At 49.1% G+C, this 328-nt stretch carries 1 pseudogene; it reads left to right on the top strand.

Annotated features, from left to right (window positions below):
- Positions 1-62: 62 nt before the first annotated feature.
- Positions 63-328: pseudogene (locus VU18_RS18740) on the top strand (hypothetical protein); the annotation flags it as partial.

Raw genomic sequence — 328 nt, 5'->3', positions numbered from 1 at the left:
TGCCTTCGACAGTCAAAAATAGACAAGCCGCTTTTCCGTTAAGGATATGTTAAACGCTTTCGTTGCATCTATATAAAAAAGGATTTCACGTCATCGCCATGCTCAAAACGAACCGCATTCTCTATCCGAACGACATCGCCGTCCAAGCGAAGCAGTTGGCCCGCTCTATCGAACCAGACGACACTCTTCGCTGGGTTGTGCCTCCCCAGCCTGAGTGTGATCGTGGGCATGGCTTCGCCCCCTTTTCTTTTAAGATTCCACACCTAAAGAGAAAAATGGTGGCTCGAAGCCATCCTCTTAAGGGATTGCCGAGCAATGCCGTCTTTCA

This window comes from Geobacillus sp. ZGt-1 (assembly GCF_001026865.1).
Classification (GTDB): domain Bacteria; phylum Bacillota; class Bacilli; order Bacillales; family Anoxybacillaceae; genus Geobacillus; species Geobacillus thermoleovorans.
Note: the sequence above shows the minus strand (reverse complement) of the source record. Positions and strands in the feature narration are given on the sequence as shown.